Annotated in this window: 19 protein-coding genes; 5 read left to right on the top strand and 14 right to left on the bottom strand. The window is 45.6% G+C overall.

The features are described from left to right. The first annotated feature begins 488 nt into the window (after positions 1–488). Entirely contained in the window at positions 489–932 is a 444-nt protein-coding gene (locus ACVBIU_RS04525; protein ID WP_447163188.1) for a SufE family protein, read from the top strand. Between the two features lie 11 nt (positions 933–943). Here the strand turns inward: ACVBIU_RS04525 and ACVBIU_RS04520 are convergent, their stop codons facing one another. The 7 genes from ACVBIU_RS04520 to nagB form a co-directional block, all read right to left on the bottom strand. Further along, entirely contained in the window at positions 944–1,366 is a 423-nt protein-coding gene (locus ACVBIU_RS04520) for an HNH endonuclease (protein WP_447163187.1), read from the bottom strand. 275 nt (positions 1,367–1,641) lie between these two features. Beyond that, positions 1,642–2,016: a PH domain-containing protein gene (locus ACVBIU_RS04515; protein WP_220759134.1), complete on the bottom strand. Its 375-nt coding sequence runs from the start codon at positions 2,014–2,016 to the stop codon at positions 1,642–1,644. A gap of 54 nt (positions 2,017–2,070) precedes the next feature. Further along, positions 2,071–3,942 (bottom strand): peptidase U32 family protein, encoded by a 1,872-nt coding sequence (locus tag ACVBIU_RS04510; protein WP_447162198.1) that lies wholly within the window; start codon positions 3,940–3,942, stop codon positions 2,071–2,073. Between the two features lie 275 nt (positions 3,943–4,217). Next, on the bottom strand, positions 4,218–4,535 hold the full coding sequence (locus tag ACVBIU_RS04505) for a cupin domain-containing protein (RefSeq protein WP_447162178.1): 318 nt from the start codon (positions 4,533–4,535) through the stop codon (positions 4,218–4,220). Positions 4,536–4,598: 63 nt separating this feature from the next. Continuing rightward, positions 4,599–5,270, bottom strand: coding sequence for a nitroreductase family protein (locus ACVBIU_RS04500; RefSeq protein ID WP_447163186.1), 672 nt, complete (start codon positions 5,268–5,270; stop codon positions 4,599–4,601). Between the two features lie 43 nt (positions 5,271–5,313). Continuing rightward, positions 5,314–5,850, bottom strand: coding sequence for an SRPBCC family protein (locus tag ACVBIU_RS04495; RefSeq protein WP_447162180.1), 537 nt, complete (start codon positions 5,848–5,850; stop codon positions 5,314–5,316). A gap of 266 nt (positions 5,851–6,116) precedes the next feature. After that, positions 6,117–6,908: a glucosamine-6-phosphate deaminase gene (gene nagB, locus ACVBIU_RS04490; protein WP_447163185.1), complete on the bottom strand. Its 792-nt coding sequence runs from the start codon at positions 6,906–6,908 to the stop codon at positions 6,117–6,119. A gap of 281 nt (positions 6,909–7,189) precedes the next feature. Between nagB and ACVBIU_RS04485 the strand changes: the two genes are divergently transcribed. Next, positions 7,190–7,795, top strand: a complete 606-nt coding sequence (locus tag ACVBIU_RS04485; RefSeq protein WP_447163184.1) for a pseudouridine synthase — start codon at positions 7,190–7,192, stop codon at positions 7,793–7,795. A gap of 131 nt (positions 7,796–7,926) precedes the next feature. Here ACVBIU_RS04485 and ACVBIU_RS04480 read toward each other — a convergent pair whose 3' ends face one another. From ACVBIU_RS04480 to ACVBIU_RS04465, 4 genes are all read right to left on the bottom strand, one after another. Continuing rightward, positions 7,927–10,449, bottom strand: coding sequence for an EAL domain-containing protein (locus ACVBIU_RS04480; protein WP_447163183.1), 2,523 nt, complete (start codon positions 10,447–10,449; stop codon positions 7,927–7,929). Between the two features lie 585 nt (positions 10,450–11,034). Continuing rightward, complete coding sequence (lysS, locus tag ACVBIU_RS04475; RefSeq protein WP_447162184.1) at positions 11,035–12,540, bottom strand: lysine--tRNA ligase; 1,506 nt, start codon at positions 12,538–12,540, stop codon at positions 11,035–11,037. 12 nt (positions 12,541–12,552) lie between these two features. Beyond that, a protein-coding gene (gene prfB / locus ACVBIU_RS04470) for a peptide chain release factor 2 (protein ID WP_447162185.1) occupies positions 12,553–13,651 on the bottom strand; the annotation gives its coding sequence in 2 pieces (ribosomal slippage) (positions 12,553–13,575 and positions 13,577–13,651; 1,098 coding nt in all). Positions 13,652–13,901: 250 nt separating this feature from the next. After that, positions 13,902–14,066, bottom strand: a complete 165-nt coding sequence (locus ACVBIU_RS04465; RefSeq protein ID WP_447162186.1) for a hypothetical protein — start codon at positions 14,064–14,066, stop codon at positions 13,902–13,904. A gap of 318 nt (positions 14,067–14,384) precedes the next feature. Between ACVBIU_RS04465 and fdhF the strand changes: the two genes are divergently transcribed. Beyond that, positions 14,385–18,704 carry a formate dehydrogenase subunit alpha gene (gene fdhF / locus ACVBIU_RS04460; RefSeq protein ID WP_447163182.1) on the top strand — a complete coding sequence of 1,440 codons (4,320 nt, stop codon included), beginning with the start codon at positions 14,385–14,387 and terminating at the stop codon, positions 18,702–18,704. A gap of 87 nt (positions 18,705–18,791) precedes the next feature. Here fdhF and chrA read toward each other — a convergent pair whose 3' ends face one another. From chrA to ACVBIU_RS04445, 3 genes are all read right to left on the bottom strand, one after another. Further along, positions 18,792–19,970, bottom strand: coding sequence for a chromate efflux transporter (chrA, locus tag ACVBIU_RS04455; RefSeq protein ID WP_447162188.1), 1,179 nt, complete (start codon positions 19,968–19,970; stop codon positions 18,792–18,794). A gap of 210 nt (positions 19,971–20,180) precedes the next feature. Then, the gene (locus tag ACVBIU_RS04450) at positions 20,181–21,356 is read right to left on the bottom strand and encodes a glycerol-3-phosphate dehydrogenase/oxidase (protein ID WP_447163181.1); all 1,176 of its coding nucleotides are present in this window, start codon (positions 21,354–21,356) and stop codon (positions 20,181–20,183) included. 133 nt (positions 21,357–21,489) lie between these two features. Beyond that, positions 21,490–21,627: a hypothetical protein gene (locus tag ACVBIU_RS04445; RefSeq protein ID WP_447162190.1), complete on the bottom strand. Its 138-nt coding sequence runs from the start codon at positions 21,625–21,627 to the stop codon at positions 21,490–21,492. A gap of 434 nt (positions 21,628–22,061) precedes the next feature. On the opposite strand from ACVBIU_RS04445, the gene ACVBIU_RS04440 reads away from it, so the two are divergent. Together ACVBIU_RS04440 and ACVBIU_RS04435 are read left to right on the top strand one after the other, a co-directional pair. Further along, positions 22,062–22,478, top strand: coding sequence for a hypothetical protein (locus ACVBIU_RS04440; protein ID WP_447163180.1), 417 nt, complete (start codon positions 22,062–22,064; stop codon positions 22,476–22,478). A gap of 385 nt (positions 22,479–22,863) precedes the next feature. Beyond that, the gene (locus tag ACVBIU_RS04435; protein WP_447163179.1) at positions 22,864–24,318 is read left to right on the top strand and encodes a cytochrome C biosynthesis protein; all 1,455 of its coding nucleotides are present in this window, start codon (positions 22,864–22,866) and stop codon (positions 24,316–24,318) included. Positions 24,319–25,309 lie beyond the last annotated feature (991 nt).

The following is a 25,309-nucleotide window of genomic DNA, read 5'->3' as shown; positions in this document are numbered from 1 at the left end:
TTTAAGCAACAGATGGAAAGACAAAAGCTGAACCGTCTGTTGACTGTATAGCAGGACGAAGTCCGCTCTAGCCGCGAAGCGTACTCGCAGCGAGTATACGAGCGCTCTAGATTCTGCGAATAAGAAGGTTCTAGGTTTTAGGTTTTAGGTTCTAGGTGCAAGAAAAGGCTAAGACGGTAACAGTCGAGTTAAGCCGGAAAAGCGCTGCAATCGAAGGCACTATTGTAGGTCGGCATTTATGCCGTCATCTTTGATGGGCTAAAGCCCAACCTACATAAAAAACACAATGCCATCTTTTGACTATATAGCAGGACGAAGTCCGCTCTAGCCGCGAAGCGTCCTCGCAGCGAGTATACGAGCGCTCTAGATTCTGCGAATAAGAAGGTTCTAGGTTCTAGGTTCTAGGTTCTAGGCAAAATCTAAGACGGAAAACAAAACCAAACACAGTTTTATTTATTGTTATATTAATCATTCAAATTAGGTCGAGTATGAGTCAGCAAGCAAAGCCCACCCAAGCAGAGTTTTTAGCATTAACACTTGAAAGTGATGCTCAAACGACACTAAAGCTATTTGAACAAGCCGGTAACTGGCAAGAGCGTTATCGTCAGATAATGCTGCTGGGAAAAAGTCTGCCTAAACTCGATGACAGTTTTCGTGTCGAAAGCGCTCAGGTTCGCGGCTGTGAGAGCAATGCTTGGCTATATCATAGTGAAATTGATGGTAAACACTATTTTGTTGCAGACAGCGATGCTCGCATCGTCAAGGGCTTAATCGCACTGCTACTGATAGCCTGCAACGGTAAAACCAGCAGCGAAATCAGCGCGTTCGCCCCTGACAGCTACTTTACTCAACTTGGGCTACATGGCCAGCTAAGCCCCTCGCGTACCAATGGCCTACTGGCACTGGCTAAAGCGATAAAGTCTGCTTCGTAAACCAAAAGAGCTTAACGCCATTTCTTCTCAGAAAGATTCGACTTGCCTTTATTACATGCTGCGCAAAGGATCTGCAGATTCTCAATATCCAAAGCCAGTTCAGGATATTGAGAGCGAGGCTTAATGTGGTCTACGTGCATTATTGCGCCTTGGTCTGGCGTAATACCGCAACATGAGCAACGGCTACCGTACTTCATTAAGGCTTCATGCCTCAGCGTATGCCACTTACCTGAACTATAAAAATCTTGCTCAATTGGCTCACTAAAAGGTAGCTCATCACAATCATTAAAAATCTTCGGCTCAGACCCTGGAGCAAGAAATACAGCATGGCCATCGTTCACTTTAAGCCATTTCCATATCGCTTTTAATGCCCCTTTTTCAGTTTTATAAGACGCAGTTCGCCTCCTATCACTTCTAAAAGTAACCGACCACATGCAAATCCTTTTGTATCAATTAATCTTGCGAACAGGCTAACATTTCACTTATACAAGGGCAAAGTAGCCCTGTACTCGAAAGCACAAATTGTTGGGGAGAGTCTTGTCAAAAAGCAATCAATATCAGGAAGCTCATCTCAACATCGACAATGGCTCAAAGGCTAGCTGCTATTAAGCTGATTGAATGCCTTACCCGCCTGCGCTTTTACTACAAAACGCCGGAATTAAAGGCATTACACACACGAAACAGCTTGTCGAGACGCATGCCGACAAACTTACAGAGACAGATTAGCGATGGTCTTTTGAATCCCTACTACATCGGTGCCACGCTTTAGCTCTTTAACCAAGGGATCTTTTTGGCCTGAGATCCAAATTTTTAACTCGGCGTCCATATCAAACGTGCCGGCAGTTTCCACTTCAAAATGGGTTATCGACTTATATGGCACCGAGTGATAACTCACCTTCTTACCCGTCACGCCTTGCTTATCAATTAAAATAAGCCGTTTATTGGTAAACACGAACATGTCGCGAATAACCTTATAAGCCAAGGTTAACGACTCATCGTCGGCCATAATAGGGCTTAATTCTTGGGTTAACTCCTCAAGGTTAACCTCTGAAGCATTACCCATTAGCGAATCTAATAATCCCATTGCTATTTTCCTTAATAGTGTGTGAGTGTTCGATTCGCCAACTTGTCGACGAACCTAATTCGTTGAGCGTACTTGTCTATTTTCGCCTACCACCATCATTTCACATTTCGGGCAGTCAAACACTAGCTTGAGTACATCTTTACCGATTTCTAACACCATAGGGTCGGCTTTAATCCCTGGTACCTCTTTCGGGCACAAGTTAAAGTTAAAGCGTAGGCAGTGTTTAGTCACCATTAATGGGACATCCTCAGAGATGCCGTTTTTCTCGTAGGTGTCTTGAATTTCAATCACGCCATGACGCTGGTAAAACGCTTTTGCTTGCTCGTTGGCCACATTGCCCAAATAGCTTAAGTGTTTAACCGGATAGACCGCATCTTGATTATATTTCCACGCCTTAGGACGCACATAATCATTCACTCGTGCCAGTTCCAATGCTGCAACAGTGTCACGACGCAGCCCGTTTAACTGTGAAGTTGGAATAAACCAGGTCTGTGCGGTGTCAATGCTGATGTTATGCGCTTTAAAGTCTGTGCTACCAAGCTTTGCTAGTTGCTTACGCAAACCTTGCTGCGTTTTTTCAATATCCGTCGCCGCCGTTTTTTCAACAACTAATGACTGCATTGCACTGTGACCATAAACGTCGGTCATGGTTAGCGACACGCCATCAGCCGTATCCGCTAATACCAGATCAACGCCGATAATACGTTTAGATGACTCTTTAGCCAGTACAGATTCAAAGGCTTGGTTGTGGTTACGATAAATCGTCATGCCAACTTTTAGCTCTTTTGGCATACGTGCCACAAACAGCGTTAGCCCTTCGGCGCGGTTAACCCGCAGGCCCTTTAGCTTGTCATCAGACTGTTTGGCTTCGGCGTAATCACTTGGAAAGAAACACAAGCCATCGCCGTTATTGAATGTCTCATTTGAGGTCACTTCAATATAGTCATTGCCAATACGCTTAACCGTCGCCACTTCTTCACCAATATATTTAGGCGAGCGGAAGTCACTTACGCCCTGGCTGCGCTCATTAACGAAATAATCGGTGCGGCCACGGTTAAAGGTTTTTTCAGGATCAGGCGTAAAAGAATGTTCACAACGTCCGTGAGATGATGCGACAAACTCACTGCGACGCGCCATGATCTTGTCTAACTCTTGACGATAATGTGCTGTAACGTTTTTAACGTAGCTTAAATCTTTTAAACGCCCTTCGATTTTAAATGAGCGCACGCCCGCATCAATCAGGGCTTCAAGGTTGTCAGTTTGGTTATTATCTTTAAGTGATAACAAGTGCTCGTTTTGCGCTAGCACTTCGCCTTGGCGGGTTTTAAGCTCGCCCGGCAAGCGACACATTTGCGAGCATTCACCGCGGTTGGCACTGCGGTTGCTGAACGAGTGGCTCAAGTTACAAAGGCCGCTGTAGGCCACACATAATGCACCATGAATAAAGAACTCAATTTGCATATTGGTGTTAGCAGCGACATCGCGAATTTGGCTTAAACCGAGTTCACGGGCAAGTACCACTTGAGAGAAGCCAACTTGCTCTAAAAAAGCCACTTTTTCTGGGCTACGGTTATCCATTTGCGTACTGGCATGCAGTGCAATAGGAGGCAAGTCGAGCTGTAAGATCCCCATGTCCTGCACGATAAGTGCATCGGCACCTGCTTCGTAGACTTCCCAAATGAGTTTTTGCGCCGCATCGAGTTCGTCGTCCATCAAAATAGTATTGATAGCGACAAACACTTGGGCGTGATATTGATGAGCAAAGGTACATAAGCGCGCAATGTCTTCGACACTATTGCCAGCAGTGGCACGTGCACCAAACGCTGGACCACCGATGTAAACCGCGTCCGCGCCATGGCGAATGGCTTCGATACCATAGTCGGCATTTTTAGCCGGAGCCAGCAGCTCTAGACGATTATTTTGCATCTCTAATGGAGAATGCGTCTCGCCAGTAGGCTTGTCACCAGACTTATCGCTAGGGTTGTAGATGCCAACATTGCTCATAAAAATCACTCAAAAAAGGGAAATACAAATATTTTGGGCGAAGATTATAGCAAAAATGCCGAGCTTTGGCGTTAGCTAATATAAAATCAATTTTTGAGCGATTCGCTATAGGTCGGAGTGGCGATTATCACAGTAGCTAATATCTAAGGGCGATAATCACAGTGACAATTAGCCAAATGCAATTATCACAGTAGCAATTAATAGTGAACCGCTAACCAGATAGTCTCAACCTCTTCACTCGTCCACGCCACACGATGTTTTACATGGGCCGGAATATTAAGATATTCCCCCACACTTAGCTCAACCACTGCACCATCAATAAATTCCAGCCTAGCCGCGCCCTGCATCACCATCACCCACTCGCTGCGGTGTTGATCATACCATTCACCTAAAGGGGTAATATGCGCCTTAGAAATGATGCGTTCAATGAGCACATCGCCTTGCTCCACCAGCGGCTCAAACGCCTCTTCAATTAAGTCTTGTGGTAGTTTATTAAAGATATTGTGCTTTTCCATCCGGCCTCACTTTTGTCATTAACCGCAGCGCTAAGCGACTAGGATAATAATAGGCTACTACGATTATAAAATGGTGCAGATCTCCTCTAGCGACTTTTTCTGCAATGCATGTTCTGGCACGGTCGCATCATCACTTGGATAACCGGCAATAATCAACATATAGGGGCGCTCATTGCTGCTGTCGCGGCCACAGACTTTAGTTAAAAATGACATAGGTTTAGGCGTGTGAGTTAACGTACCGAGCCCTGCGTGATGTAGCGCCTGAATTAAAAAGCCTGTGGCAATCCCCACCGACTCATGTACGTAATAGTTAGCCTTTTGTTCGCCCTCTTCCTCTGAGCGTTTTTGACTAAAAATGGCAATCAACCAGGGGGCATGTTCAAGGTAAGGTTTGTCGGCATTGGTGCCTAGAGGCTTAAGTGCATCGAGCCACTCTTCACCTGCACGACCAGCGTAAAAGGCTTGCTCTAACGCCTCGGCCTCGTGACGAATTTGCGCTTTAATTTCTGGGCTATTAATCGCCACAAAGTGCCAGGGCTGATGATTGGCCCCATTAGGTGCGGTGCCCGCCGCAAGAATGCACTTTTCAATGATCTCCTTAGGCACTGCGCGGTCTGAAAACTTACGGATAGAGTGGCGGCGCTGCACCTCTTTATAGTTTTGTGTCGCGCGCTCGAGCATCTCTGTTTGAGGGTATTCGATAAAATCATTAAGTGGATGATGCGTATCTGTCATATCGGTTCCTTCACTTGCCCTTCAATTGATCTACCTGTCAGGCCTAGTGTGCCTCAACAACCGTTTTTAGCTTAGTCAGTCCTAGGCTTAAGTCATTCTCAATCATGCCCTCGAAGTCCATAAACAGGAACATCAAATTCATCGGGTACGCTAACTGTCCGTCAAAGCCCCATATCACTCGCGTTTGATCTGCAGAAATAGCCTGAGTTTCGATATAGGCCAAATCCGTTGACTCAAAGGGTTTAAAAAATCTCAGCTCATAATCGATTCGCTTATCGTCATCAATACGCATAATCTCTTGTTCACCCACGCCAACGTCTTCTTTGTCACTCGCCCAACCAGCAACAAAGCCCACCATACCGTCTGTGCCGCGGTAGTTTTTTTGCATATCAGGATCCATCTGCGCCCAAACACTAAAGTTATCTTGGTTTTTAAGCAACTTAACGTAATCGAACACTTCTGCAACGGGCTTGTCTATGGTGATTTGCGATGTCACCGAATAATGGTTAGTGACAAACAAAGCCACAATAAATGGCGCAGCGATGACCACTAATATCAAAAGCAGGAATCTTTTCAGCATTATCATTTACTCTTTTTGATAAGAAGCATGACCTATTTATACTGCTGTCGTGCGAGATGAATTAAGAATATACATATTATTAACACAATGACAATTTTGGCTGATTAATTGGGTTAACCTCTCGCAAACCTCAAGGTATTAAAATAGGCTGGGAGAGGGTAAAAATGGCATAAAAAAAGACAAGCTATACTTGTCTCTTTTCTATGTTCAACTTTCTATTTGTTCTTTCTATTTATGTAAGTTGTTTAAACAAATAGCCGTAATCATTAAAGCCCTAATCTCGCCATCAGCTTTTGGTTTTCAGCTTCGATGTGTTTATAAAAATCACAATCTGTAAGCTTTGATGCGGCGGCTTCATCGATGACTAACACCGCATCTTGGTGCAATTGCAACGCAGAAGCTGGGCAAGCTGCGGTTAATGCCCCTTCCACGGTCGCTAAAATCGCATCAGCTTTATTTTCGCCTGTAGCCAATAACACCACCTTCTTGGCATCTAATATGGTGCCAATTCCCATGGTGATCGACAGGTGTGGCTGATACTCACCCGCGTCAAAAAAGCGCGCGTTATCATCAATCGTGGCCTTAGTTAAGGTTTTTACTCGTGTGCGCGACATCAAACCAGATGATGGTTCATTAAAGCCAATATGACCGTTACGGCCAATGCCGAGTAACTGGATATCGATGCCACCAGCCGCCTTAATTTGCGCTTCATAACCATGGCACGCTTCAATCGGGTTAGCTGCGTCACCTGGCGGCACAAAAGTGTGTGACTTATCAATATCGATATGGTCGAAAAGCTGCTCATTCATAAAATAGCGATAGCTTTGAGGATGCGTTCCCTCAAGACCTAGATATTCATCTAGATTGAAAGTGGTGACATTTTTAAAGGAGATCTGCTTAGCTTTATTGGCTGCTATCAAACCTTGATACAAGGACACCGGCGTTGAGCCTGTTGCTAAACCCAATACCGAATCAGCCTTTTGTTGCAGCTGCTTAATAAAAATGTTGGCGCCGTATTCAGCTACCGAGGCACTGTCTTTTAATATTACGATTTGCATAAACTTAATCCAATATGTGTTAGCTGTAGTCAACCAAGCGAAATCCGAAACGATGCAGTTAACTAAGTTCAGCCCGTAAGCGCTGAGTTTGGCTTAAAACCATTAGTGCTAAGAGACCAAAACGGCACTCGCAGTTAACTATGTAACATAACTATAACCTCAAATGACAGCGCTGTCATTAGCTATTATTTAATCATTGCTATCTCTGCCCAGCGGCTAAATAGCTTAATCACGCGCAATTCAGGTTATACTAACCTGTCCACAAATTTCGAGTTTCAACTATGTCCGACTCAGGTACAGCCACAGAGCAACCCCACTGCCACTTTATTATTTATAAACCTTATAAATACTTAAGCCAGTTTGTACCTGAATCTCGTAAGAGCAAGCCACTACTCGGTGAGCTATACGACTTTCCTGATAAAACCATGGCCATTGGCCGACTGGATCATGACTCTGAAGGTTTACTTCTGCTCACAACCGATGGGATGCAAAGTCACCTTATCCGCAGTAAAACCATTGAAAAAGAATACTATGTACAGGTAGATGGAGAGGTGACTCAGGCGCAAATTTTGCAGCTTAGCCAAGGAGTTGAAATTGGCATTAGCGGCGGAAAATACCAGACTTTACCTTGCAAGGTTAAACTGCTTGATCCTGAACCTGATTTGCCGACTAGAGGAAGAAAAATCCGCGATGCTCGCCATGGGCCTACTAGCTGGATTTCAATAACCATTGGCGAAGGAAAAAACCGTCAGGTAAGAAAGATGACGGCAGCGGTTGGGTTACCGACTTTAAGACTGGTTAGAGTTAGGATTGGGAATATTAAGCTTAATGCTATGCTTCCCGGTGATGTTATTCCTGTTGCCCAGATCGTAACAGAACTGTCGTAACAAAACGGTTCACAGCAGCCAATTGACGTCGACTACCGTCTCTATTCATAGCCGCCTCTGTTAACGACCCTCTCCATTAATAATCGCTTCTCTTAATAGGGTATTAGAGGGGTTAAGCAGGATGTTAATACTTAAAAGAAATCAGTCAGATCTTCAGGCAGTTTTGGGCGACTATAAAGATAGCCCTGCGCTTCATCGCACTGGTTAGCTTTTAAGAAGTCTGCTTGCTCTTGCGTTTCAACCCCTTCGGCGACCACCTGCAAATTTAACGCATGTCCCATCGCGATAATGGCTTTTGCAATCGCGGTGTTGTGAGTATCAAGTGGCAAGCCCGCCACAAATGACTGGTCAATTTTGAGCTTATGGATAGGCAGTGTCTTAAGGTAGCTCAATGATGAATAGCCTGTACCAAAATCATCTACCGAGACTTCAATCCCCATATCCCCTAACTTAGCTAAGCCTTGGCTGACCAGTTCGGGATCTGACATCATGCAACTTTCTGTGACCTCAAGCTCTAAACTCGTCGCAGCTAACCCCGTATCTTTAAGGATCTCTGTAACTTCATCGACAAAACTACGACGCTGAAGCTGCTGACCAGCAACATTCACCGCTATCCGTCCAAAGCAAATACCTTGCTCATGCCATTTTAGCCCCTGTTCGCAAGCCTTGATTAATACCCAGCGACCGATATCTTGAATTAAGCCGATCTTTTCCGCTAAAGGAATAAAAATCGCCGGGGAGATATTACCCAGTACCGGATCATTCCAGCGAAGCAAGGCTTCGAAACCAACCGTTTTACCCGTCACAAAGCTAATTTTAGGTTGGAACACCAAATAGAAAGCATCAAGTTCAAGTGCATCATGCAGTGCACTTTGAAGCTTAAGTTTTGCCACTGACTCCTGGGTTAAGGATTCGGTGTAAAAAGCATAATTATTACGCCCGTCATGTTTAGCTCTGTGCATCGCCACTTCAGCCCTGACCATTAAACTACTTGAATCTTGGCCATCATCAGGATACATCGCGACCCCCATACTCGCTGTTAAACGCGCTTGGCCATGTTCACCTAAGGTGAAGGGCTGATCGAACATTTGTCTAAGTTTATTGACGCTGAGTAACAACATGTCACTGTTATCAATATTAGATAAAATTACCGCAAACTCATCGCTACCAAGCCTTGCCGCAGTAGCGAGGTTATTTAACCCTGAGCGAAATCGTTGACTCAGCTCAAGCAGGACTTCATCGCCGACAAGGTGACCATAGCTTTCGTTTACCTGCTTAAAAAGATCGACATCGATATAGACTAGCCCCAGACGATTTTGGCTATGACGCGCCTGTTTAAGCTCTTGCTCTAATCTTGCTGTAAGCGCCATGCGATTAGGTAACTTTGTCAGCGGATCATGAAATGCGACTTTAGCCAACTCTGCTTCACTTTGCTTTTGAGCCGAAATATCATTAAATACTGCCACAAAAAAACGGATCTTATATTCATCATCGTAAACGGCACTGATATTAAGTATTTGCGGAAATATGGCACCGTTTTTACGCCGATTCCAAACCTCCCCGTGCCATTTACCTTTTTTCAGCAAGTCATCCCACAGCGTAGTAAAAAATGTTTTCTTATGCCGACCAGAGTTAAACACTCTTGGGTTTTGCCCTAAGAGCTCCTCTTTTTCATATCCGGTGATCTCCCTAAAAGCACCATGTGCATTGACTATAGTGCCGTCAATATCTGTGATGATCACGCCCTCGACCGAGTTTTCGAACACCCGTGAGGCTAACTCAAGCTGATCTTGCGCGGCTTTATGAGAAGATATATTACGTGAAATGCCGATAACGCCAGCCAGCTCCCCATTATCATTGATAACAGGAACCTTGGTGGTTTCCTGCCAGGACTCGGTATCACCAATATCTAAGCCTTCACATTCGCCAACCGAGACTTCTCTTCCTTTACGAATCGATTCAATATCGCTGGCAATAAAATGCTTGGCTAAACGGGATTCAAATAGTTCATCATCGGTATAATCAAGGATCTGCTCTCGTGGGCGATTCCAGGCAAGTTCTACACTTTGATTAACCAAAATATAGCGTCCAGATGTATCTTTCATCCACACATGCTCTTTCATACTGTCAATAAAGGCTTGTAAGCTAACCTCACTTGCTCTTTCACTTACCCTTCGAAGCTTATTCTGTTGCTGTTTAAATTGTCGATATACATGACTTAGGCTTTGTTCGATACTGCTGCCGCATATTGCTAGTAGGCGTCGAATATCGGCTTGCTTTTCAGCGTGACAGGCCGCGCCTTGAGTTACATTTTGCTGACTATTGTCAGGTGATGTAATCAGGCAAATATAGCCAAACAAGGCTCCATAAGGCCAGTTGATCGGAAATAAACACTGCAGTGAATCGTCTTCTGGCTTACTGATATCAAAGGACTTTTTAAACGGCGTGATGTCAGATTGGCCATACACTTGCTCATGGCTGGCTGGCAGCTGATTAAGCTGCTCTTCGGTCATATTGGCATAACTAATAGGAATAAGCTGGTCAGCTTGATCTATCTGTAATAACGCGGCCTTGCACTGGGCTATTCGTGCCAGCATATCGATAGATTGCTGCCACTCATCCCGTTGTGCTTGCGTTATATTGATATTAATCAAATCAATGCCCTATCAGTCTTTTAGAGGTAGTTCGAACACGCCTTATTCATGATTGATACATAAATGAGTCGTACGTTTGTTTTGCCCATCATCAAAAATTGAGCAATAAAACAGCCATAACACTAGTATTGTTAACGAAAAAAATAAAGATTAAGCCAATGACTAGCGCTAGGATATTCAATGCGCCTCAAAAGCCTTACCGAACTAATACTCTAATTGTCAGACACTTAAATCTATTTTTGATGACAGGACAAAATACAAGGGACCCAGTTAAATTTAGTTGACTTCAATCAACAAACTAGCGAGTTACCTCTCTAATGCCCTATATACCTATCACTTATAACAATTAGTGATACCTATCACTGATACCAACTTGCATAAGAAAGTGACCAACCATAGCGTTTTTTGGCAAACTAAGCCGAAAAATGATGCCATGGTTGCTCTCTTATGAAGTCATTAATGCAGAAGTCGCCAAGCTTCCATTGGCAAACAGGCATAAAAAAACCAGCCCTAGAGCTGGTTTTTAAATCGTTACTAATGCAAGTTGGCGCAACAAACACGACTTTGCAGTAATATCCCGGTTATTTAGTTCGCTTGTGGGCGCATAGCTGGGAATAGGATAACGTCACGAATAGTATGCGTATTCGTAAATAGCATCACGAGACGGTCAATACCGATACCTTGACCAGCAGTTGGCGGTAAGCCGTGCTCTAGTGCAGTAATGTAGTCTGCATCGTAGAACATCGCTTCGTCATCACCCGCATCTTTTGCATCAACCTGCGCTTTAAAGCGACTGTCTTGATCTTCTGCATCGTTAAGCTCAGAGAAACCGTTAGCCACTTCGCGGCCGCCGATGAAGAACTCGAAACGGTCAGTGATGAAATGGTTGTCATCGTTACGACGTGCTAGTGGAGAAATATCCGCTGGGTAGCCAGTGATGAACGTAGGTTGCATCAACTGAGTTTCAGCTGTTTCACCAAAGATCTCTTCTAGTAGCTGACCACAAGTCCAGAACTTCTCAACTGTCATGCCTAGGCTCTTAGCCAAGTCACGCATAAACTCAACATCTTTAACTTCTTCGTAAGTCATAGACTGAATGGTTGCGTTGTCAGGATTGTACTTCTTGATCGCATCCAACATGCTCAAACGTGCATATGGGCCACCAAAGTCAACTGTGTGCTCACCGTATGGAAGCTGTGGAGAACCACAAAGCTCAGTCGCGATAGAGCTTAGCATCTCTTCAGTCAGATCCATTAGATCGTTAAAGTCTGCATACGCCATATAGAATTCCATCATAGTGAATTCTGGGTTATGTCGTGGAGACAGACCTTCGTTACGGAAGTTACGGTTGATTTCGAATACGCGCTCAAAACCACCGACCACTAAACGCTTAAGGTATAGCTCAGGAGCAATACGCAGGTACATAGCGATATCAAGCGCATTGTGATGCGTCTCGAATGGACGAGCAGAAGCGCCACCTGGGATGCTGTGCATCATTGGTGTTTCAACTTCCATGAACTCTTTCTTTACCATGAAGTTACGAATAGCCGAAACGACTTTAGAACGCATGATAAAGGCTGCACGAGAATCTTCGTTAACGATCAAGTCAACATAACGCTGACGGTAACGCGTCTCTTGGTCTGTTAGGCCGTGGAACTTTTCAGGCAGTGGACGCAGTGCTTTAGTTAGCAACTGGTACTGTTCCATGTTCACGTATAGATCGCCCTTACCTGAAAGGTGTAGCTGACCGGTCACACCGATGATGTCACCGATATCTAGACCCAGGAACTTCTCTTTAAGATCTTTTTGAACATCTTTACCCGCATAAGCTTGGATACGACCGCTCACATCTTGGATCACCAAGAAAGGACCACGCTTAGCCATAACACGGCCAGCGATAGAGCGCTCAATGCCCATGCCTTCAAGCTCTTCTTTGGTGTTTTGACCAAATTCAGCTTGAATGTCTGCCGCTTTGTGTTTGCGATCGAAGTTGTTCGGGTGACCGTTTGCAGGGCAGTTGGTACGAATGTGCTCTAATTTTGCACGACGCTCTGCAATTAACTTGTTCTCGTCTAGTGTTTGTTCAGTCATCTTCTTCTCTCGTTAAAGGCCAGATTTCAGGCTAGCTTCAATAAACTTGTCCAGATCGCCATCTAAAACGCTCTGGGTATTTCGGTTTTCAACGCCGGTACGTAGATCTTTAATACGTGCATCATCGAGCACGTATGAACGGATCTGGCTGCCCCAGCCAATATCTGACTTGGCATCTTCGGCGGCTTGCTTATCAGCATTCTGCTTAAGCATTTCTAGCTCATACAGTTTTGCTTTTAGCTGTTTCATCGCTGCATCACGGTTTTTATGCTGCGAACGGTCGTTCTGACATTGCACCACAGTGTTGGTCGGCAGATGCGTAATACGGATCGCTGACTCAGTTTTGTTAACGTGCTGACCACCCGCGCCTGATGCACGGTAGGTGTCAATTCTTAAGTCCGATGGATTGATATCAATCTCAATCGAGTCATCAATCTCTGGGTAAACGAATACCGAACAGAAAGAGGTGTGACGCTTACCTGATGAGTCAAATGGCGACTTACGGACTAAACGGTGTACACCGGTTTCCGTACGCAGTGAGCCAAAGGCATATTCGCCAGTAAACTTGATGGTTGCGCCTTTAATGCCGGCAACATCACCACCGGTCACTTCAATCAATTCAGGTTTGTAATCATGGGCATCACCCCAACGTAAAAACATACGCAGTACCATGTTTGCCCAGTCTTGAGCCTCTGTACCGCCAGAACCTGATTGAATATCTAAATAACAATCTGATGCATCATGTGGACCCGAGAACATGCGACGGAACTCAAGTTCCTCTAAGCGCTTCTCAAGATCTTGTAATTCAGCAGCGGCATCATTGAAGGTTTCTTCATCATCTTCTTCAACGGCAAGTTCGAGTAAACCCTCGATATCTTCTAGGCCACTGTCCATATCATCGATAGTTTTCACTACCGCTTCAAGGGCTGCACGCTCTTTGCCTAAGGCTTGGGCGTTATCTGGATCGTTCCAAACTTCAGAGCTTTCAAGCTCTCGGCTCACTTCTTCTAGACGCTCACTTTTGGCATCGTAGTCAAAGATACCCCCGAAGAAGGTCGGTACGGTCAGCGAGCTCCTTGATTTTGAATTTAACTGGATTTACTTCAAACATGATTTAATCAACTTTTAAATGAGTTTTTGGCTAGGAAACAATGACGACACAACGCCATCGATTATCGGCTCAATTATTCACAGATAGAAAACCCGCTATTTTAACTCATGCTTTGCATGAAACATAGCGGCAAAAGCGCACAAAACAGCAATTTTATTCAACAAAGCTAACTCAAGTGCTAAAAACTAATATTTAACCAAATATTACTACTGCGCTAATCTCAATTGTTTTCATTTAACGCCATTTCGTGTCATTGCTCAACGGTATCTATTGCGCTTCCGTGACCTTTATCGCCCCGCCCTCCCGCTAACGTTATATCGGCAGTATTATCTAGCGCCACTGCGGCCTTCAACGCTTTCACTGAAGGTTTTTCGGCGCCTTGGGTGGGGTTTACATTGAACAAAATCGCTGACACGATAACCAAACCGCACTGTATTCACCGACAAACCACCGATAAACCAGGCCCAATGACCACAAAACGCCAACTGACGCAGCACTACCGTACACCAGTAAAACCAAGGTGCACATTTTAAGCTGCAAGTGTGAAATACCCCGCAGTTCCCACTGAAATCCAAGCTGCATTTTCTGCGTAAAAAAAGGCCACAGGTATACTCCAAGTTATAACTATTTCGCCAAGTCCGTTCTCTGTGAATGCTGATGTTGCGCCTAGGTTCTCAAAGCCTAATGAAGCGTATTCAATCAAGCTGCGACCCTATAAATAAAGGCCAATGCGATGAAACAAATAATAATTGATGGCAAGACCTTAGTTGCCAAACAACAAGACACTCTGTTAGATGTCGCGCTTAATGCCGATATTGCCATCCCCAATCTGTGTAAGAGCAATGCCCGTTATTTAGTAAAAAGCTCTTTAGTACACGATAGCAAGCAGCACTGTAATTTGTGCCATGTAGAGCTGCATACAGACGATAACAGCATTACCCATGTGCGCGCCTGCGAAACCCTTGTTAGCGATATTGCTGCGCAAAACATTCAAGTGATCACCCAATCAGCAGCGCTGAGTAAACAGCGAAAAGCGGCGCTGCAAGTGATCTTGTCTGATCACTTTGCCGACTGTGAGGCGCCTTGCCAAACGGCTTGCCCCGCGGGCGTTGACGTACAGTCTTACCTGTACCATATCGCTCAAGGCGATCACACTGAAGCCGTTAAAGTCATTAAGCAGACCTTACCTTTGCCACTCTCTATTGGCCGTGTCTGCCCCGCTTTTTGTGAATCTGAATGCCGCCGTGGCTTGGTCGATGAGCCTGTTGCTATCCGCCAATTAAAACGTCACGCCGCCGATTTAGATCTAGAAGGCGATGCGCCATATGTGCCGCCAAGACTTGCTGATACCAATAAAAAAGTTGCTATTATCGGTAGCGGCCCAGCGGGCATTTCAGCAGGATATTACCTGTCGAATAATGGTCACAATGTCACTATTTTCGAGTCAATGCCGCAAGCTGGCGGCTGGTTAAGATACGGCATTCCAGAGTATCGTCTGCCTAAGGCTATTCTCGATAAAGAAATTGACCTGCTGTGTAAAAATGGTCTCAAGATTAAAACCGATACACGCCTTGGTCGTGACATTCACCTTAACGGTTTAATTGATGATTTTGATGCGGTTTGTTTAGCCATCGGCGCGCAAAAAGCCGTGCCAATGAACTACCCCGGTATCGAGCTAGACGGCTGTTATTTAGGCGTAGATTATTTAAAAGATTACTGCACCGACAAACAATACATCACAGGTAAAAAAGTCGCAGTGATTGGTGGTGGAAATACCGCCATAGATTGTGCCCGCACAGCCAAACGTGATGGCGCCGATGTCACGCTGGTCTACCGCCGTACACGTGATGAAATGCCAGCAGAAGACTATGAGATCCATGAAGCTGAGCAAGAAGGGATCAAGTTCCACTTCTTAACCAATCCGATTGAAAACCACTGCGATGATAATGGCCGCGTGGCACAAGTGACCTTTGAAGTGATGGCGCTTGGAGAACCAGACAGCTCTGGTCGTCGCAGCCCAACCCCAACGGGGGAGACCTTTACTGAAGCGTTCGATACCGTGATCCCTGCGGTTTCGCAAACCCCTGATATGGCGTTTCTTGAAGATCCACAAAGCCAACTTGCCACTGGTGAAGTCGCTCTTACTCGCTGGAATACCTTCGAGGGTTGCGAGCACACCATGTCGGCAGGGCAATCTGCTGGGCTCGATAAACTGTTTGTGATTGGCGACTCTCGTACAGGTCCAGCCACCGCGGTTGCTGCTGTGGCTGATGGTCGAAAAGCTGCCGATGCCATTGAGAAACTCCTTAACCAGGGTTTGACTTGTGAGCTAGTAAAACAGCCATTTAACTCAACTAAGGCCGCTAAGACTCGCGCACTAAAATCCCTTAAGGCAGATGCGCTTTATCCTGCTGCAAGTGTGCAATCTCGCAGCCTAATGCCTGAGCTTGATAAGCTACAGCGCGCCCTGAATTTTAGTGAGGTTGAACTTGGCTTTGCCGCCGATGAAGCGATGAAGGAAGCCGCGCGCTGCTTAGAATGTGCCTGTCAGGCAAACACCGACTGTAAGCTACGAGATTATGCGACCGAGTATAAGGTTAAAGCCAGCGAGCTTGATCTTAGCCAGGCGCAACATTTTAGCATTGATACCAGCGCGCCATTTATTACCTTTGATGCTAACCGCTGCATTAGCTGTGGTGCCTGTGTTGAAACCTGTAAAGGTGCCAGTGGCCACAACGCGATATCTTTTGCCAAAGATCATTACCACGCCCTGCCAATCTCATGTGCCAGCTCAAGTGAAAGTGACGAGCGCAAAGCCCCGCGAGTGGGCTTTAGCGTTAGCATGAACGACAGCGACTGCGTGCAATGTGGCAACTGTGTACAGGTGTGCCCAACAGGCGCGCTAGTTGATGCCCGCGATAAGACTCAAGGGCTGACACCAGCACAAAAAGCGCCGCTTAAAATCGTATCGACTATTTGTACCTATTGCGGCATTGGTTGCCGAGTTAACTTGCATGTGGATGAGCAAAAGAACCAAATCCGCCATATCAGTGGTGATACATCATCGCCTGTAAATGAAGGCATGCTATGCGTTAAAGGTCGCTTTGGTTTTGACTTTGTTGGCAGCGACAAACGCCTAACCACGCCGCTTATCCGCAAAAATGGTCAATTAGTGCCTGCGAGTTGGGAAGAAGCCATCTCGGTTGTGGCGCAGCGCTTTGGGGAGATCAAACAAACCTATGGTGATAAAGCGCTAGCGGGTTTGTCTTCAGCTAAAGCCACTAACGAAGATAACTACGTTTTCCAAAAGTTCTTCCGCAGCGTTATTGGTAATAACAATATCGACCACTGCGCTCGCTTATGTCACGCCTCAACGGTTACCGCACTGCGCGAAAGCTTAGGCAGCGGTGCGATGACAAACGACATTCCAAGCATTAAAGACAGCGACCTTATCTTTATTCTTGGCTCAGATACCGAAAGCGCTCACCCGATTATCGCCTCTCGCATCAAGCAAGCAGTAAGCGAACATGGTGCTCGTTTAATCGTTGCCGATCCTAAGCGCGTCTCTATCGCCGATAAAGCCCAGCTTTATGTGGCACACAGACCGGGCTCAGATGTCATGCTACTGAATGCCATTATGCAGCAGATCATCAAAAATGATTGGCATGATCTTGATTACATTCAAGCTAGAGTCGAAGGTTTTAGTCAGCTCTATGATGAAGTGATGAGCACCGATTACAGCCCTAAGAATGCAGAGTTAATTACCGGCGTGAGCGCTAAAGATATTATCGAAATGGCTCACCTTATCGGTACTGCAGAAAAAACAGCAGTCTACTATGCCATGGGGATCACTCAACATACTTCTGGTCACGATAACGTCACCGCGATATCTAACCTGCAGTTACTGTGTGGCAATATTGGCGTAAAAGGAGCGGGAATTAACCCTCTGCGCGGCCAGAGTAACGTGCAAGGCGCCTGCGATATGGGCGCCCTGCCAAATTACTTTAGCGGCTATCAGAAACTTGACGACCCACTGGTCCAAATGCGCTTTCGCGAAGCTTGGGGAAAAGAAGATCTCAGTGCAGAGGTAGGACTGTCAGCAACAGAGATGATGCACGCGTTATCTCACGGCGAGCTTAAAGGGCTATATGTCATGGGCGAAAACCCAGTGCTGAGCGATCCTGACCAAAAGCACGTATTGCAAGGCCTAGCTGCGGCAGAGTTTGTAGTGGTGCAAGATATCTTCTTAACAGAGACTGCCGAGCTAGCCGATGTGGTCTTGCCTGCGGCCGCGTTTGCCGAAAAGCTAGGGCATTTCACCAATACCGAGCGCCGAGTGCAGCAGTTACTCCCCGCTGTTACGCCACCGGGTCTTGCCAAGAATGATTGGCAAATAATCCAACTTATTGCCACCAAGATGGGTGAAGATTGGGGCTACCAAAATGAAAAGCAGATTTGGCATGAGATCACCGACGTCACGCCACAATATCGCGGCATTACCTGGAAAGTTATCGACAGCCTAACGAGCAATGGCCTCCAGGGTCTGCAGTGGCCCTGCCCAGCTGAAGGTCACCCTGGCACGCCTATTTTGCATACCAGAGAGTTTACTCATGGCAAAGGTAAGATGCGCGCTGTGCACTACCGTCTTCCCGCCGAAATGCCGTGTAAAGAGTATCCATTGGTCTTATCAACTGGACGCTTATTGGAGCAATTCCACACTGGCACCATGACTCGCAAAACTGAGGGACTCAATCAACTCGGTAGCGCTAGGGTGATGATTTCGGTATTTGATGCTGACAAGCTCGGCGTGAATAACGGTGATATGCTCAAACTCAGCACAAGGCGCGGAGAGATTGAAATTAAGGCATTTGTCACTAAACGTGCTCAGGCTGGGGTCTTGTTCCTGCCGTTCCACTTTGCAGAATCTGCCGCCAACAAGCTGACTAACAACGCCCTCGACCCAGTGGCTAAAATCCCAGAGTTCAAGGTGTGTGCGGTAAAAGCTGAAAAGGTAGCAGAAGAAGTAGCCGAAATGACAGCAGAACTAGCGTAACTAGCGTAACTAGCGTCAAAGTAGATCAAAAAAGGCCGTAAGCGCATGCGCTTACGGCCTTTTTGTTGGTTTTCGTTTAGCTAGCTGCTAACTCATAAACGCGCCCACTAGCGCCCCTGCAACACCAAAACCTGTCACTAGGATAAATATATTTGGCTTAAAGATTTTAAACAGACCAAAACCTAACACCACCAAGGCCATATCAAGCGGAGATAGCACAGCACTGATAAATATAGGATTATAAAGCGCCGCCAACAAGAAACCGACCACACAAGCATTCACTCCCGCAACCGCGCCTACCACTTGCGGCCGCGCGCTGAGAGCATGCCAGCTTTTAAGTGCCACCAGCATAAGTAAGAATCCCGGCAGGAAAATAGCGAGTGTCGCAACCAAGGCCCCCATTAACGGCTGTTGCACCCAGATCTCTGCACCTAAAAATGCGGCTAAGGCAAACATAGGCCCCGGCACAGCTTGAGCTAACGCATACCCCGTTAAGAACTGATCGTTACTCATCGCATCGCCAACACTCGATTGCAGTAAAGGCAGCACCACATGCCCACCGCCAAAAACCATGCTACCCACTTGATAGAACTGGCTAAACAACTCAGTTAAATTCGATATCCCAGCTTGCTTAGATAACCCTATGACCACCAAGGAAGCAATCAATAAGCCGCTGAAGATACTTAACCAAAAGAAGTTGAGTTTTATCGGTTGCTGCGCCGTTGCCTTAGGTTCATCATCCTCAGCAGATAAGTAATAGCGACCCACCATAGCGGCTACGATGAGCAAGCCAAACTGTACAAGCATCGAAGGCTGCAGCAAGATAATCACGCAACTTAAGACCATTAATAGCTTGGCTTGCTTACGCTGACAAAACTGCTTAAACATAATCCAAATGGCATCAGCAACCACGACCACAGCCAGTAGTTTAAGCCCGTGGATTATTCCTTGAGTAAATGAATAATCCAGCCACTGGCTACTGGTTACTGCGAGTAAAAATAATAGAATAAACGAAGGAAGGGTGAAGCCTAGAAAGGCGGAAATAGCCCCTAACAGCCCGCCGCGATGGTAACCAATCGCAAAACCCACCTGGCTCGAGCCCGGTCCAGGCATAAACTGGCTTAACGCCACCAAGCTGCCATAGTGTTTGTCATCGAGCCATTTCAGCTCCTGTACAAAAGTCTGCCTAAAGTAACCGATGTGCGCTGCTGGCCCGCCAAATGACACTAGGCCTAACGAAAAAAAACGAAGAAAAATTTGAAACATAACCATCCATCAATATGTGCGCCAAGACGCCTTTAAAATAAGTGCTTTAAATAAGCTGCTTAGAATAACAGATACAGAATATGACACTAACGTTACAAAATAATGAAACCTAAAAAAACGGCAGTAATCTGTCACAAGTTAAACCAAGCTTGCAGAGGCGATAAGCTAAAAACAATATAAATCTTTTAGTGCTTTGCTTTACCTGCTTAGCTAATCCAACATTAGTCGCTCAAAATCGGCTAATGGCTGGCGCTTACCGATAGAGTCTTCCACCCATTCGAGCACTTCTGTTGCCGTCGTCCTATAAGTTGTCAGCTTGCCTCCATAGAGGCTTAATAACTTAGGGTGGCTTAGCTGACTTTTTTGCAGGGTATCTCTTGGGCGATCAAATGAATTGCCAGCCTGTTTTGGTAGCACTCTAATTCCACAAAAGCTGTCAACCACCCGCGTTTTCAATGCCTCTACATCACCAAACTGGGCAAAGTAGTGTTGATAAATACCCAGTAAATACGCCTCCTCTTCGGCGGTTATCTGGGGTTTGCCGTTTAACTTATCAAGCACGACTTCAGTGGTGCCAATCAAGGTATTACCATTCCAAGGCATCACAAAAATCACCCGTTTGTCAAAGCAAGACTCAAGGTAAAGAATGCCGTCATTAGCCGGAATATCGAGCAGCAAATGACTGCCCTGCACCCATTCTATGGGCTCTGCTGCAATGGGCGGGACCACATTATCTAACACATGGTTCACCCAGGGACCCGCCGCGTTCACCACCGCCAACGCTTCTACCTCTTGCTCAGCACCGTCGGCTTGGTAACGCACGATACAATGACTTTGCAAATGCTCGATATGAGTACATTTTGCATGCTCAATAACATGGGCACCTAAAGAACGGGCATTTTTTACGACCGCCTGGGTCAGAAGTTTGTCGTCTGTTTGCGCATCCCAATATTGATAAACAGCCTTAAGCCCGTTGAGTTTGAGCCCTTTGATTTTCGACCAATGCACTGAGGGTATCGATTTAAACTGCCCTAGCGCATCGAAATCGCTAAGCATGGCATACAAACTCAGTCCCGCCCTGATCGCCCATGAACTGCGACGACTGGTGTCATATACGGGAATATAAAATGGGATTGGATTCACTAAAGAGGGAGCAAGCTGTAGCAAAGCTTTACGCTCGGCCAGTGACTTTCTCACTAACGGCAGTTGTCCGGACTCAAGATATCGTAGGCCACCGTGAATAAGCTTGCTAGAGTTGGCTGATGTTTGCGCAGCAATAGTGTCTCGTTCAAGTAATAGCACACTATAACCGGCCGCAGCCGCGCACTGAGCAATACCAGCACCGTTAATGCCACCGCCAATAATGATAAGATCAACTGTCGCCATTTGTGCTCCTTAAAGTGCATCTGTTATTTTTGCTACTGCTTTAACGGCTTTTCAATCAGTGTTTCAGCCACTATTACGACAGATTTATAAAGACTGATTTATAAAGGCTGAGTAAAGTCCATAATTACCGCCACTAAATACGCATATACGGCATTGCACAATAACCTAGGCTAATAGAGGCTGTCATTACGCAGTGGAGCGAGAAACAGATCTGTTTGTTTGGGCTCAATGGTGTTTCAACGCTGTCTTTTGTCATAATCAGAGTCATCATAAGAGTAACCCTACTTTGTCCCCCGATTTAAGGCTCTAGTTCAGGCTCTAACTCGCGCTAGAGTCTAGGACAATAAACAAAACACCTAGCATATAACATACTTATGTTATTGATAAAATTCTAACCTTAAATTGAGCCGTAAAAATGCCCCTCTCTTGATGCACGCTCAGTATTTTTTTAGCTGTAACCTAACTCACATCATCCTAGGCGACATTGCGGCATCAATTTTATGAGCCTGGTTAATAGCATATTAGGTCGTGAAACTAGGTTGTGGGTTTGACTCTAATATCCGCCAAAGCATCATTAGAATAATTGATCTAAAGATGATTGCTTTTCAGATACTAATAGCATAAATTGCTCTCGAATTTGAACGATCCAGCTGTTTTTACGCTGTTAGTTTTTAAAAAGTTTTCATGTTATCAAGGATGTACAAAATGAAGTCTATAGCCGTAGTTGGTTTATTGTTCGCAGGAAGCGTGGCCGCACAATGTGATAACCAAACCCATATAGTCGATATTCCTTATGCAAAGAATAGCTCTTATTTTGCAGGACATTACGCATCGCAACTCGATAAGTTAAGTAAAAACACCCAAGCCAATAGCGGTTATTTGCTGCTCGAATTTAAAGTCAATCAAACTCAAACCACTGAAGAAGCGCGCAAGTATAATAAGTGGTTAGCACAAAGGCGTATTGAAAGAGTAAAAACTTACCTTGATAATGCGGCTTACCCCGCCCCCGTGATCACTCGAATATTAACCGCAAGTACCGACGAGAACCGCAATGTGTCAGTGGTATGGTGCGCTGCAGAAACCGAGCAACTGCAGATTCAAATTGCCAGTAAAGATGAATAACCGATAACGACTATAAAAAACGCTCAAACATTAGTCAGCCTGCAGCGTCTTTATTAACAAAATGCCAACATTGATCATAGGTACCCCAAAACAGCAATCTAGCTATGCACAACACCTATCAAACTGTTTATAAGGCTTTTAGCGATCAAACCTATGTATAACGAGTGGCTCGTTATGACTAGTTAAACAACGGCTTAATCAAGCCATTACAATTATTGCTAAAAGTTTAATTCTATTACCTAAAACTAGTCATAGTTCCCAAAAGTAATTTATTCGAGATTCCAGTAGCAAAAACCACACATTAATTTAGCAAATACTAACTATTACAGTAAAGTATCGGTAACCTAAGTCTCAATTCATGCCTAATTTGCCTTTTGGAGTTCGCATGGTCAAATCAGCTCTATTATTCATCGCCATATTTCTCTCAAGCCTTTCTATGCCAAGCTTTGCAGCTGACAGCCCAGTTAATGGTAATTCCATTAATGACACTGCCATTAATGAAGCCAATATGTGGCATTACACTAATTCCCAAGGGGAGTTAAAGGTAAAACTGTATTTCTTCTGGTCTAAAACCTGCCCACACTGCGCCGAAGCGCATCCATTTATCGACAGTCTGCCAGAGCGTTACCCCTGGATCGAGGTGGAAGATCATATGATCACTGCTTCCGGTACCATGAAGATTTGGCAGCAAATAGCCAAACAAACAGGTACAGAAGCGCGTTCAGTGCCTTACTTTGCTAGCGGTGAAAAAGCGGTGGTAGGCTACAGTAGCCAAGCTGTTACTGGTGAGTTTTTAGTGCAACGCTTAAAGTCATATTATGTATCACTTGGTGGTCAGTTAGCCCCTGAAACCGAGGGCCAATACACTAGTGCTGCTCCCGTCTCTGCGGGCCTATTTGAAACCTGTAAAGAAAGCAGTGACAGCGAAGGCACCTGTGATTTAGATTTAGGTTTAGATAGTACCAGTGAAATAGCCTCTTCTGATGTGCAACCCGTTGAGTTGCCACTCGTTGGTGTTGTCCACCCTGAGCAGATGTCGCTACCGCTATTAACAGTGGTACTGGCTGGCGTCGATGCCTTTAATCCTTGCGCTTTCTTTGTATTGTTATTTCTACTTTCAATTATGGTTAACGCCAAGAGCCGCACTCGCATGTTAATTGTCGGTGGCATCTTCGTATTCTTCTCAGGCTTTATCTACTTCATCTTTATGAGCGCATGGCTGAATATCTTCCAACTACTTGGCGCTGGTAGCGACGGCGGCTGGATTATTCTCGGGGCGGGTATGTTGGCGCTCGTCGCAGGCGCGGTAAACATCAAAGACTACTTCTTTACTAAAGGCGAAGTCACTTTATCCATGTCTGCAGAGAACCGCACCGGGTTGATTAAACGTATGGGTAAACTCACCAGCGCCAGCAGCATGACCGCCATGATAGCCGGTACCGTGGTGTTATCGATTTTAGCCAACGCGTATGAGTTACTCTGCACAGCTGGCTTCCCGATGATCTACACCAGCGTATTGTCGATGCATGACCTAGACACATTTGAGCGTTACATGTACCTGGTGATGTACAACGTGGTGTATGTCATCCCACTCGCGGCGATTGTTATTGCCTTTAGTGTGTCACTAGGTAAACGCAAGCTCACCGAAAAAGAAGGCCAAACCCTTAAGCTCATGTCGGGCATTATGATGATGGGCCTAGGTGGTATGCTAGCTATCGACCCAACGGCGCTGCAAAATGTGGCCTTAGCGATTGGCCTTATCTTAAGCTCTATCGTGCTGACCTTTATCATTACCCTTATTCGCAAGGGGATTGAGAAATCACGGATTGCAAAATCATAGTTTTCTTAACTGAAGAGTTAAGCTTGTGAAAATCTAGGACAGACATAGCTCTTCAAAAAGCATGAATCTCACCACGAAGCGCTGCGCTTCACGGAGAGCACGGAGGTAAAGATGAAGAGCTTAACAGGCCTCGGCTGTGGCTCTTCTCCGTGATCTCCGTGTCCTTCGTGGTGAATTGCTTTTGCCCCAAAACGTGTTTACCTTCGAATAAAGGTGATTACATTTTTTTACAAAGCGCTAATCCAACCACGAAGCGCTGCGCTTTCACGAGGAGTACGCAGGTGAAGATCTTAAAAAGCTTAAGCCGTTGCCTTTGTTCGTGTCCTCCGAGTTCCAACAACATCCGTGTTTAACCGCCAGTTCGCTATCCCTAGCTCTCGCTTATTAGCACATGGCTTCACCATATTCGCCGTGGTGAGCCACATTTATCGCTTTTGCTTTTCCTGTAGCGAACAACGAAATTTGGCCCCTTCTTTTCCGTAGGTCGGTATTTATGCCGACAAATCTAGTATAAAACCAAGATTGATGGGCTAAAGCCCAACCTACAAAAGAGAATATGTTTTCTGGCTGCTCTTCTTTGCTTTTATCATCTTTACTCTTTCTTAGCTTTACCGCTTTTACCGTGAGCGCAGCGCTCCGTAAGTGACGCTGTCACGTTCCCTAGGCCGCTGGCCGTACGGCTCTTCCCGTCTTAGCTTGAACCGTCTTTGCTTTTCCTAGGACCTAGGGCCTGCTTTTCCTCAAACCTAGCCCCTTCTTTCCGTAGGTCGGTATTTATGCCGACAAATCTAGTATAAAACCATGATTGATGGGCTAAAGCCCAACCTACAAAAGAGAATATGTTTTCTGGCTGCTCTTCTTTGCTTTTATCATCTTTACTCTTTCTTAGCTTTACCGCTTTTACCGTGAGCGCAGCGCTCCGTAAGTGACGCTGTCACGTTCCCTAGGCCGCTGGCCGTCCGACTCTTCCCGTCTTAGCTTGTATCGGCTT

Source organism: Shewanella sp. 30m-14 (genome assembly GCF_052977125.1).
The sequence above is the reverse complement of the archived record's forward strand: the minus strand, read 5'-3'. Positions and strand labels throughout refer to the sequence as shown.

Excerpts from the sequence above, each read along its gene's own strand:
- ACVBIU_RS04440 (WP_447163180.1), top strand. The coding sequence starts at position 22,062 with ATGAAGTCTATAGCCGTAGTTGGTTTATTGTTCGCAGGAAGCGTGGCC.
- ACVBIU_RS04520 (WP_447163187.1), bottom strand. The coding sequence starts at position 1,366 with ATGTGGTCGGTTACTTTTAGAAGTGATAGGAGGCGAACTGCGTCTTAT.
- ACVBIU_RS04515 (WP_220759134.1), bottom strand. The coding sequence starts at position 2,016 with ATGGGATTATTAGATTCGCTAATGGGTAATGCTTCAGAGGTTAACCTT.
- lysS (WP_447162184.1), bottom strand. The coding sequence starts at position 12,540 with ATGACTGAACAAACACTAGACGAGAACAAGTTAATTGCAGAGCGTCGT.
- ACVBIU_RS04500 (WP_447163186.1), bottom strand. The coding sequence starts at position 5,270 with ATGACAGATACGCATCATCCACTTAATGATTTTATCGAATACCCTCAA.
- ACVBIU_RS04510 (WP_447162198.1), bottom strand. The coding sequence starts at position 3,942 with ATGCAAAATAATCGTCTAGAGCTGCTGGCTCCGGCTAAAAATGCCGAC.
- chrA (WP_447162188.1), bottom strand. The coding sequence starts at position 19,970 with ATGTTTCAAATTTTTCTTCGTTTTTTTTCGTTAGGCCTAGTGTCATTT.
- ACVBIU_RS04505 (WP_447162178.1), bottom strand. The coding sequence starts at position 4,535 with ATGGAAAAGCACAATATCTTTAATAAACTACCACAAGACTTAATTGAA.
- ACVBIU_RS04445 (WP_447162190.1), bottom strand. The coding sequence starts at position 21,627 with ATGATGACTCTGATTATGACAAAAGACAGCGTTGAAACACCATTGAGC.
- ACVBIU_RS04495 (WP_447162180.1), bottom strand. The coding sequence starts at position 5,850 with ATGCTGAAAAGATTCCTGCTTTTGATATTAGTGGTCATCGCTGCGCCA.
- nagB (WP_447163185.1), bottom strand. The coding sequence starts at position 6,908 with ATGCAAATCGTAATATTAAAAGACAGTGCCTCGGTAGCTGAATACGGC.
- ACVBIU_RS04525 (WP_447163188.1), top strand. The coding sequence starts at position 489 with ATGAGTCAGCAAGCAAAGCCCACCCAAGCAGAGTTTTTAGCATTAACA.
- ACVBIU_RS04485 (WP_447163184.1), top strand. The coding sequence starts at position 7,190 with ATGTCCGACTCAGGTACAGCCACAGAGCAACCCCACTGCCACTTTATT.
- fdhF (WP_447163182.1), top strand. The coding sequence starts at position 14,385 with ATGAAACAAATAATAATTGATGGCAAGACCTTAGTTGCCAAACAACAA.
- ACVBIU_RS04435 (WP_447163179.1), top strand. The coding sequence starts at position 22,864 with ATGGTCAAATCAGCTCTATTATTCATCGCCATATTTCTCTCAAGCCTT.
- ACVBIU_RS04450 (WP_447163181.1), bottom strand. The coding sequence starts at position 21,356 with ATGGCGACAGTTGATCTTATCATTATTGGCGGTGGCATTAACGGTGCT.